This window comes from Arthrobacter celericrescens, from assembly GCF_003614925.1.
Classification (GTDB): Bacteria; Actinomycetota; Actinomycetes; order Actinomycetales; family Micrococcaceae; genus Arthrobacter; species Arthrobacter celericrescens.
On record NZ_QYLP01000016.1, the window covers coordinates 120102 to 130461 of the forward strand.

At 65.6% G+C, this 10360-nt stretch carries 7 protein-coding genes; 5 read left to right on the forward strand and 2 right to left on the reverse strand.

The genetic code is table 11. The features are described 5' to 3' along the window. Positions 1–27 precede the first annotated feature (27 nt). Entirely contained in the window at positions 28–858 is an 831-nt protein-coding gene (locus D3654_RS03190; protein WP_245413048.1) for a LysM peptidoglycan-binding domain-containing protein, read from the reverse strand. A gap of 143 nt (positions 859–1001) precedes the next feature. Here D3654_RS03190 and D3654_RS03195 point away from each other — a divergent pair, with 143 nt between their 5' ends. Continuing rightward, positions 1002–1571, forward strand: a complete 570-nt coding sequence (locus tag D3654_RS03195) for a hypothetical protein (RefSeq protein WP_120520080.1) — start codon at positions 1002–1004, stop codon at positions 1569–1571. A 10-nt stretch (positions 1572–1581) separates the two neighbouring features. Here D3654_RS03195 and D3654_RS03200 read toward each other — a convergent pair whose 3' ends face one another. Further along, complete coding sequence (locus tag D3654_RS03200; protein WP_120520081.1) at positions 1582–1803, reverse strand: helix-turn-helix domain-containing protein; 222 nt, start codon at positions 1801–1803, stop codon at positions 1582–1584. 150 nt (positions 1804–1953) lie between these two features. Here D3654_RS03200 and D3654_RS03205 point away from each other — a divergent pair, with 150 nt between their 5' ends. The 4 genes from D3654_RS03205 to D3654_RS03220 are packed head-to-tail and all read left to right on the forward strand — an operon-like array spanning position 1954 to position 10318. Continuing rightward, positions 1954–2598: an SAF domain-containing protein gene (locus tag D3654_RS03205; protein WP_120520094.1), complete on the forward strand. Its 645-nt coding sequence runs from the start codon at positions 1954–1956 to the stop codon at positions 2596–2598. After that, entirely contained in the window at positions 2595–3911 is a 1317-nt protein-coding gene (locus D3654_RS03210; RefSeq protein WP_120520082.1) for a CpaE/TadZ family protein, read from the forward strand. The genes D3654_RS03205 and D3654_RS03210 overlap by 4 nt, the downstream gene beginning before the upstream one ends. Positions 3912–3968: 57 nt before the next feature. Next, the gene (locus D3654_RS03215) at positions 3969–8819 is read left to right on the forward strand and encodes an NAD-glutamate dehydrogenase (RefSeq protein WP_120520083.1); all 4851 of its coding nucleotides are present in this window, start codon (positions 3969–3971) and stop codon (positions 8817–8819) included. Positions 8820–8848: 29 nt separating this feature from the next. After that, on the forward strand, positions 8849–10318 hold the full coding sequence (locus D3654_RS03220; RefSeq protein WP_120520084.1) for a sensor histidine kinase: 1470 nt from the start codon (positions 8849–8851) through the stop codon (positions 10316–10318). Positions 10319–10360 lie beyond the last annotated feature (42 nt).

Sequence of the window (10360 nt, forward strand, 5' to 3'; positions counted from 1 at the left end):
TTTGGTAGTGCTCGGTTCCTGCGGTGCTCAGTTCCTGGGTGGGGCTTGGAGGATCTGGCCGGGAAGGATGAGCCCGGGGTCATCCCCGATGGCCTCCTTGTTGGCCGCATACCACTTGGGCCAGTGGCGGGCGATCTCCACGTCGCTGGCCGCGGGCCCGAGGTCCCTGGCGGCGATCGACCACAGTGAATCGCCGCGCAGAACAACCACCTCCTTCGCGGCGGGACTGCCACTCTGCTGCGCGGCGCGGCTGACTTTTGTTCCCACCAGCCCCGGGTCGACCACCGGAGCCCGTGGCTGCCACTGCGGCTGCACGGCGTCGACGGCGGTACCTCGATCGGGCGCGGCAGTTCGCACCTGAACCACTGAGCGGGGACTGTCCGTGCCTTGCTTTGCGGATGCAGCGCCGTCCGTCGCGTTGGAAAGCGGAGTCCAGGCTGCGGAAATACTGGTGGAGCCGCTGGAGGGAGCCCACGCGGCCTCGACCATGTTTGGCGATGCCTGTGCGAGGGGCGCTCCAAGCAAGTTCAGTCCGAGCACGGCCAAGGCAAGCCTTCGCATGAACACGGGGCTGAACCGTCCGGCAACCTTCGCCCCCCGCGTACGTCCGGTCTTCTGGCATATTGCCGAGGCAAAGGCCAGCAGCAGCGAGAGCAGCCACCAGGCGACGATCAATACTCCCGCGCCGGCAGCGGCGAAGCCGATGATGTCCCCGAACATGAGCCCTTGGTTGTGGGTCGACGCAATCCGCCAGCGTTCGAGGAGGACGTAGCCGAGAGCCAGCAACAGGAGCCCCAGGAGCAGGATGACCACGGCCATCGCAGCGTCGTGCCTGAGGGGCCTTTCTGTCTCGTTCACCCGAGTCTCCTTATGTTTGATGCTGTTTGATGTCATTTGATGTTGCTTGAGTAATTTTGAGCATGTGAATCTGATTTTGTCCAGTCACTGCACGAACAACGACGAAAATTGACCCCGCCGTGGGGCCCGCCTACGCTGGCGGAATGCGATGGGACGCTCTCTTTGAGGACATGGAGGCGCAGCTCGCCGCCGAACAGAGACTGGCGCTTGAGTCGGAGATCTCCGAGCGTGCCCGTGTGGAAATGGCCGGCATCGCCTTGATTGACCGCTTGCGCGGTGTGCTGGGCGGGGAGCTTTCCGTGCTCCTGTCCTCCGGAATGCGGGTCTCAGGCGTTCTGGCGCATGTAGGCAGCGAATGGATCGTGCTGAACGAGGCGCCCCAGCAATGGCTGGTGCCGCATTCGGCGGTTGTCAGCTACCAGGGGGCCGGGCGCCGGGTCCTTCAGGATTCCGGCGTACGGGCGCGACTAGGCCTTGCAACCGCGCTGAGGGGCTTGGCCAGGGACCGGGCGGAAGTGACCGTCCACCTGCTGATGGGCGCGCTCCAGGAACGGGCGCTGTTCGGGGTCATTGATCGCGTAGGAAAAGACCACTTCGACGTGGCGGCCACGGCGGCCGGGGAAGCCAGGCGCCAGGGGAACGTGAGCTCCGTCGTCACGGTGCCTTTTGCATCACTGGCCGCCCTGCGTTCCCTGCGCGGCCAGGAGATCTAGCCGGATTCAGTCAGGCGTGGGAGGACTTTGCCTTGGCCTCTTCGATCATTCGGCTGGCCTCCGCGTAGCGTTCCTGGATGTACTGCTCCAGCATGGTCTCTTCGACCCGCCACTGACCCCGCCCGCCAACCTGGATGGCCTTGAGTTCTCCGCTCCGGACCAGGGCATAGGCCTGCGGCGAGTTGATCTGCAACTGTTCGGCGACGTCTGCAAGGGTAAGGAATCGGGGCATGACACCATTTTGCCACTTCCTGACCTGTTTGATCCGGTTATCCACAATTTGGTGCGGTTTGGATGCCTTGACTTTGGAACACGCTCAACAGCAGTCAGAATGAAGTCGGCTTCCGGCCCGGCAGCCGCCCAGAAAACAGGGGGATTCATCATGACTGAAAACACGACGGCTGCGGCAGCGCGGCTCAGGAAACCTTCCTGGAAGGATCCCCGGCTCCTTGTCGGCATCCTGCTCGTGCTTGCCTCCGTCGCCGGTGTCATCTCCTTGGTGGGGGCCGCGGACCGGACCGTCCAGGTTTACGTCGCACGTGAGGGCATCGCCGTCGGGCAGAAGGTGAGCAAGGACGACCTCTCGGTCACCAAGGTCCGGCTCGATGACGTCGAGGCGGGGTATGTCACCGTCGAATCCGGTGTCCCCGAAGGAAAGGTGGCGATCCAGCGCATCGCCAGGAACCAGCTGCTGCCTAAGGAGAGCCTGGGCGACGCCGATGCCCTCGACAGGAAGCCGGTGGCCGTTACCGTCGAGGACTCACTTCCGGCGCAGGCCGTTCCAGGTTCGCGGGTGGACGTGTGGGTGTCTTTGCCGGATGCCCGGAACGGATTCGCCGAACCCCGCCTCCTGCTTCCCGGCGCGGAAATCGCGCAGGTCACCGAGGGCTCCTCCGCCCTGGGAGCCTCCAAGCAGACTGTGGTGCTGGTGCTCGTCACCGATGAGCAGATGCCGAAATTGCTTGGAGCCCAAGCGAACAAGGCAAAGGTCGCTGTGGTCTGGAACCCGGCGGGGACCGCGAAATGAGCATCCCCGTTGTCACCGTCGGGCAGTCCCAGGAAGATCTCGTCGGCGGGCTCGAAAGACTTCACGGCCCGGTGACCGTGGTGCGGCGCTGCGAGGAGCTGACCGAGCTGCTGGCCGCCTGCCAGAGCGGACTGGCGCGGGCGGCCGTCGTCGCGGAAGGGAGCGAAGACCTTACGGCCTCCCTCGTGGACAGGCTGTCAGCGGTGGGCGTCGCCGTCGTCGGGCTCGTTGCAGACCCGGGTGAAGCGGCACGGCTGCGCGCCATCGGAGTGCTCACTGCGCTTCCGGATGTCGATGCGGCCGGCCTCGCCTCGAAGATTTCCGACGCCGTCCAGCAACTGACGGGCCGTGGGCCAAGGCACTCGGAACCGCGGGACTCGGGCCTCGCCGATCCGGCAGCCGGACTGCGGCCTGCTGCTCCGGTGGTCACGGAGGAGGCGCCTGCGCCAAGAGGCACGGGAGAGATCATCGCGGTCTGGGGGCCGGCTGGGGCTCCGGGACGGACGCTTCTTGCGGCGAACTTTGCGGCTGAACTCGCGGCCGAAGGCAAGGCCGTCCTGCTTATCGACGCCGATAGTTACGGCGCCAGCGTCGCGGCAACCCTTGGTTTGCTTGACGAGTCGGCCGGGCTTGCCCAGGCGTGCCGGCTGGCCGACCAGGGGCTTTTGGACGCGGACTCCCTGAAAAAGGTCGCTGCCTCCGTCTTCACGAAGTCCGGGGAGTTCCGCGTCCTGACAGGGATAACACGTGCGGATCGCTGGACGGAACTCCGTGCGGCCGCGCTTTCCACGGTGTTCGAACAGTCGAGGAAGGTGGCCGACGTCGTGGTGGTCGACGCCGGATTCTGCCTAGAAGCGGATGAGGAACTGAGCTTCGATACCATGGCGCCACGGCGGAATGCCGCCACACTGCGGAGCCTGGAAGTCGCGGACACCGTGTTTGCCGTGGGCTCGGCTGATGCCATCGGGATCCCGAGGCTTGTTCGTGGCCTGGCCGAACTTGAGGACGCCGTTCCCCAGGCCACCCCCCGGATCGTCCTCAACAAGGTCAGGGCCTCCGCCGCGGGCCGCTCCCCGGAACGCCAGTTGCGAGAGGCCTGGCAGCGTTATGCGCCGGGAGGCGGGATCGAGGCATTCCTTCCGTCGGACCCTGAGAGCTGCGATGCGGCGCTGTTGTCAGGTTCGGTCCTTTTCGAGGTGGCGCCGGATTCTCCACTGCGACACGCCATCGCCGGATTGGTTTGTGCGCCTGCCCAGGGAAATTCAAGATCCTCTGTACGCTCTTCCAGAGCAAGGCGCCTCCTTAAGCGTTAGGCTCGCCATGAGGGCTGCAAAGACGCAGCAAAAAAGATGTGATGGAGGCGTGTGTCGATGTCGTCAGGATCCAGCGTGGAGGATCGTTCCGCAACGGGTGTAGGCCGTGAAGGTTTTCTCGGAGACTACTACGAACATCTGGCGGAGGAGGATGCGCGCGGATACTCCGCCGAGCGGCTGAATGCCAGGGCCCTTGCCCACCGCGACGTTGCCAAGAAGCGCAACCCGGGCAGCGCCAACATCCAGATCGCCAACGAGGCCGACCGCAGCATCGTCTACATTGTCACGGACGACATGCCGTTCCTCGTGGACTCCGTGAACGCCGAGCTTGTACGCCAGAACTGCGCCATCCGCCTGGTGATGCACCCTCTGTTCGTTGTCTCCCGCGATGGCGAGGGCGAACTCGCCGGCGTGGCCCGCGTTCCGGCGAACGTCGGGATCTCCAGCGGTGACACTGCGGCCCTTCCTGACATTTCCCGCCTGTTCGCAGAGGGACTGAACGCTTCGCACATGGAGTCCTGGATCGCCGTCGAGGTCGACCGAGTCCCGGATTCCGCCCAGCAGGAGCTCCTCGACGGAATCCGGCGGGTCCTGCGGGACGTCCGGGTCGCCGTCGAAGACTGGCCGAAGATGCGCAGCAAGGCAATTGAGCTGGCTTCATCCCTGGACAGGGTGACCCACCCCGAAGAAATCGCCGAGCTGCGCCAGGCCCAGGATCTGCTGCGCTGGCTGGACAACGGAAACTTCACGTTCCTCGGCTACCGCGAATACGGGCTGATCACCGAAGACGGCGAGGACGTCCTGGAACTGCGCGATGAGAGCGGCCTGGGCTTGCTCCGTGCCGGCGACCACCCCCACCAGATCCAGCACCTGACCGACGCCGGCCGCCGCAAGGCGCGCGAGAAGCGCGCCCTCGTGATCACCAAGGCGAACTCCCGTTCCACCGTCCACCGTCCGGCTTACCTGGACTACATCGGGGTCAAGAGCTTCGACGCCGCCGGCAACGTGAACGGCGAACGCCGTTTCATCGGCCTCTTTGCAACGAGCGCGTACACGGGCTCCGTGCGCAACATCCCGATCGTCCGGGAGAAGGTCGACGCCGTTCTGAGTTCTGCCGGCTTCCCGCGGGACTCCCACTCCGGCAAGGACCTGTTGGGTATCCTCGAGACCTACCCGAGGGACGAGCTGTTCCAGATCGAGACCGGGGATCTCGCGGAAACCGCGCTTGGCATCCTGCGCCTCCAGGAACGCCGCCGCACCAAGTTGTTCCTCCGCCCGGACATCTACGGGCGCTTCATGTCCGCCGTTGTCTACCTCCCGCGCGACCGGTACACCACGAACGTCCGCCTGCGGATCGAGCAGGAGCTGCGCGAAACCTTCGCGGCCGAAAGCATCGACTACGAAGCCCGCATCACCGAGTCCGCCCTCGCACGTGTGTTCTTCCGGATCCGCCTGCCGCGCGAGGCCGAACTCGGCGAAGTGGACGCCGCGGCCCTCGAAAAGCGGCTCGTCCTGGCCTCGCGTTCCTGGGGCGAGGGCGTTTCCGAGGTTGTCCGGGAACGCTGGAGCGGCGAGGAGGCCGACCGCCGTTCCGCGGTCTGGGCCGAAGCCTTCCCCGCGAGCTACCGCGTGGACTATGAAGTCGAAGACGCGCTGGAAGACATTGCCCGCTTCGAGGAGTACGGCGCCGCCACGGCATTGCGTGAGGCACCCGCCCAGGCGATGCCGGGGGTTCATGTCTACCTGCCCAAGGGGGCCGGGGAGGTCCTCGAGGAAGACGCCCGCGTCAAGCTCTACCTGCTCGAACCCAAGAGCCTCAGCCAGATCCTGCCGTACTTCCACAACCTCGGACTCGAAGTCCTCGATGAACGGCCCTTCGAGATCGAAACCGCCGACCACCGCGACTTCTTCCTATACGACCTCGGCCTCAAGTACCCGTCCGGCGTGGACCCCCTCGCCACCGGAAAGCTTCTCGCGGAGTCCTTTGCTGCCGCAGTGACGGCCGCCGTGGAATCCGACAGCTTCGACCGCCTCGTCCTGCGCGAAGGAATGCCGTGGCGCCAGGTGGTCATGCTCCGTGCCTACGCCAAGTACATGCGCCAGATGGGCAACACCAACTCCTTCGGGTTCATTGCAGACACGCTGCTTTCGAACCCCGAAGTCGCCCATGGACTACTGGAACTCTTCGCGGCCCGTTTCGACCCGGCCGTTGAAGAAGGCACACGCGAGGCCCGCCAGGAGAGCGCGCGTGCCCGCCTGGCCGAAGCCATTGACCAGGTGGCGACCCTCGACGCCGACCGCGTCCTGCGCACGTTCGTGAACCTGATCGAATCCACCCTCCGGACGAACTTCTTCCAGGGGAAGGCGCACGTCAGCTTCAAGCTTGACCCGACACAGATCGACGGACTGCCGTTCCCGCGCCCGATGTTCGAAATCTGGGTGTACTCGCCGCGCGTCGAAGGCGTGCACCTGCGCTTCGGCAAGGTTGCCCGCGGCGGGCTGCGCTGGTCCGACCGGCGTGAGGATTTCCGCACTGAAATCCTCGGGCTCGTCAAGGCGCAGACCGTCAAGAACGCCGTGATCGTTCCGACCGGCGCCAAGGGCGGCTTCTTCGCCAAGCAGCTGCCTGACCCGGCCGTCGACCGTGCCGCCTGGATGGCGGAAGGCGTCGAGTGCTACAAGACCTTCATCCGGGGACTGCTCGACGTCACCGACAACCTCGTCAGTGACGCCGACGGCGAGACGATCGTGCCGCCGTCGAACGTTGTCCGCCAGGACGGCGACGACTCCTACCTGGTGGTCGCCGCCGACAAGGGAACGGCGACGTTCTCCGACATCGCGAACGGCCTGGCGATGGAATACGGATTCTGGCTCGGCGACGCCTTCGCCTCGGGAGGCTCCGTCGGATACGACCACAAAGCCATGGGCATCACCGCCCGCGGCGCGTGGGAATCCGTCAAGCGGCACTTCAGCGAGCTGGATCTGGACACCCAGAACGAGGAGTTCACCGTTGTGGGCGTCGGTGACATGTCCGGCGACGTCTTCGGCAACGGAATGCTGCTCTCCCGGCACATCCGCCTCGTCGCCGCATTCGACCACCGGCACATCTTCCTGGACCCCACCCCGGACGCCGCGTCTTCCTTCGCCGAGCGACAGCGGCTCTTCGAATTCCCGCGCTCGTCCTGGGACGATTACGACCGGTCCCTCATCAGCGAGGGCGGCGGGGTCTTCCCGCGCCAGGCCAAGGTGATTCCGGTATCGGAGCAGGTGCGTGCCGCGCTCGGCCTGCCGGAGGGCACTCTCCAGCTGAGCCCGCCGGAACTGCTTCGGGCGATCCTGCTCGCTCCCGCGGACCTGCTCTACAACGGCGGCATCGGAACCTACGTCAAGGCCAGCAGCGAATCCAACGCACAGGTCGGTGACAAGGCCAACGACGCCATCCGCGTCGACGGCCGTGAACTCCGCGTCAAGGTGGTCGGCGAAGGCGGCAACCTCGGCCTCACCCAGCGTGGACGCATCGAGGCTGCCCTGCAGGGCATCATCCTGAACACCGACGCCATCGACAACTCCGCAGGCGTGGACTGTTCCGACCACGAAGTGAACATCAAGATCTTCGTGGACCGCATGGTCAAGGCCGGCAAGCTCGATTCCGCCGAGCGAGCGGACTTCCTCGCGGACATGACGGAGGAGGTCGGCCGGCTCGTCCTGGAAGACAACATCGACCAGAACATCCTGCTGCTCAACGACCGCACCCGCGTGGCCGACTGGAGCCCGAGCTACGAACGCCTGATGGACTGGCTCGAACAGCACGCCGACCTCAAGCGCGACCTGGAGGCACTGCCCACCACCGCGAGCCTGCGTGATCGCCTCGAACAGGGCCAGGGCCTGACGTCCCCGGAACTGTCCGTGCTGGCGGCCTACGCCAAGATCGAACTGGCCGCCGCGCTCGGGCGGTCGGACCTGGCCGACGATCCGTGGTTCCAGCGGACCATCCGCGAATACTTCCCGCAGCAGCTGCGCGAACGCTTCGACGCCGAACTGGACTCGCACCCGCTGCGCCGCGAGATCATCGCGACCGTGGTGGCCAACGACATGATCAACCTCGGCGGCATCACGTTCGCCTTCCGGACCATGGAGGAGACCTCCGCCAACGAGGTGGCGGTTGCCAAGGCTTTTGTGGCCCTGCGCGAAGTCTACGAACTGGATTCGATGGTGGCAGAGCTCAACGCACTGCCGGCTTCCTTCCCGACCGAGCACTGGAGCGCCGTCCACCTGGACATCCGGCGTCTGCTCGACCGGGCCGTGCGCTGGCTCCTGACCCAGGGCATGGCCGGCAAGCCGATTGCCGAAATCGTTGCATCCTTCAAGCCGATGCTGGACCCGATGCGCTCCCGCGTGCTCGAGTACCTGCGCGGCGACGACAAGGAACGCGTCCGCGGCTGGCTTGAGCGCGGCCTGCAGTGGAACCTCCCCGAAGACCTGGCCCACCGCTGGTCCGAGCTCTTCGAGAGCTTCGTGCTGCTGGACATCGCCCGGATTGCGGAGACCCGCTCGAGCCGGGTGGAAGACGTCAGCAACGTCTACTACACCGTGTTCAACCGCTTCCACGTCGATTCCCTGCTCGAGCGCATCAGTGCGCTGCCGCGGGACGACCGCTGGCAGGCCCTCGCCCGGGCCGCCCTGCGGGACGATCTGTACTCGACGGTCGCGGACATCACGACGTCGGTCCTTGAGTCGAGCGAAAACGATGCGGTGGCTGAAGATCGCCTGAAGGCATGGGAACTGCTCAATGCCGAACAGCTGGGCCGTGCGAAGAGCATGTTCGATGAGGTCAACGCGCTCGAAGCCGACGACATGGCGTCCCTGTCGGTAGCATTGAGGCTCTTGAGGTCAATCGTCCGGCGCTAGGGAAATCCTGCGCTGCAAATGGAGGTGCAGTGGCAATCTTTACAGACCCCATCAGGGAGCATGCTGATTTCGGGCCTGGAGATGCCGAATGGCTGCACCTCCTGGTCGGCGACTGGCAGATGGTCGCCGACCTGGCGTTCGCGGACCTCGCACTGTGGTTCCCGCATCCTGAGTTCGGGTACATTGCCCTGGCGCACGTCCGTCCGTCGACGAGCCACACCGTTTTCCACGCCGACTTCGTGGGGGAGGGGATCCGCTCCGATCTCCGCCCCCTCGTCGACAAAGCCTGGAACAGCCGCTCGATCGAACGCTCCAGCGAAACCAGCTGGAGCAGCGAGATGGCGCTGCGCGTGGAAGCCGTGCCCATGGTGCGCAACGGCAGGACCCTCGCCGTGGTCACCTCCCACATGGATCTCTCGAGTTCCAGGATGCCCTCCCGCCTCGAGCTGACGTACCGCCAGTGTGCCTACGACCTGCTCCGGATGGGAACCCTCGGGCTCTGGCCCGACTTTGCTTCCCCGACGGGTTCCCGCCGCGGCGCCCCGCGAGTGGGCGACGGGCTGATCCGGCTAGACGCCGACGGCGTCGTCCAGTATGCGAGTCCCAACGGAGTCTCTGCCTTCCGCCGCCTGGGCGAGGTGGAAACGCTGGAAGGACGCTCGCTCGCCGAGGTGACCGCAGGCCTGCTCAAGGATCGGCGGATGGTCGACGAAACCCTGCCGCTCGTGGTCACCGGACGGATGCCTTGGCGGAGCGAGATCGAGTCCCGCGGCGTGAGCCTGTCCCTGAGGGCGATCCCGCTCCGCGACGAGCACCAGCGCTTTGGTGCGCTGGTGCTTTGCCGTGACGTCTCCGAGCTCCGGCGCCGTGAACTGGAACTTGTGACGAAGGATGCCACCATCCGGGAGATCCACCACCGCGTGAAGAACAACCTGCAGACCGTGGCTGCCTTGCTGCGCATGCAGTCCCGCCGGATGGTCAGCGATGAAGCCAAGCAGGGCCTCGAACAGGCCATGCGGCGGGTAGCCACCATCGCGCTCGTCCACGAAACCCTGTCCCAGGGACTCACGCAGAGCGTCGACTTCGACGAGCTCATCGGCCGCCAGTTCCGCCTGTCGGCCGAGGTGGCATCGCCGTCGCAGTATGTCAGGACCGAACGTTCCGGAATGTTCGGTGAGCTTCCGAGCGACTTCGCCACCCCCCTGGCGCTCGTGATCAACGAACTGGTCACCAACGCTGTGGAACACGGTCTTGAGGGCCGCGCGGGCACCGTGTGGCTGATCGCCGACCGGTCCACGGGGGTCCAAGGCGACGAAATGCTGACTGTGACGATTGCGGACGACGGCGTGGGCCTCCCTGAAGGGTCCTACTCGGAGGGGTTGGGGTTGCAGATTGTCCGCACGCTGGTCACCAGCGAACTGGGCGGCAGCATCCAATGGTTCCCGCGCGACGGCGGAGGTACCTCCGTGGAGATCGTCCTGAGCCTGCGTCCCAGCTAAAGGACGGAAAACGTGGGGCGGCCCGGACCAAATGGTCCGGGC

Coding starts and splice junctions, on each gene's coding strand:
- D3654_RS03195 (WP_120520080.1), top strand. CDS start 1,002: ATGCGATGGGACGCTCTCTTTGAGGACATGGAGGCGCAGCTCGCCGCC.
- D3654_RS03200 (WP_120520081.1), bottom strand. CDS start 1,803: ATGCCCCGATTCCTTACCCTTGCAGACGTCGCCGAACAGTTGCAGATC.
- D3654_RS03205 (WP_120520094.1), top strand. CDS start 1,954: ATGACTGAAAACACGACGGCTGCGGCAGCGCGGCTCAGGAAACCTTCC.
- D3654_RS03210 (WP_120520082.1), top strand. CDS start 2,595: ATGAGCATCCCCGTTGTCACCGTCGGGCAGTCCCAGGAAGATCTCGTC.
- D3654_RS03215 (WP_120520083.1), top strand. CDS start 3,969: ATGTCGTCAGGATCCAGCGTGGAGGATCGTTCCGCAACGGGTGTAGGC.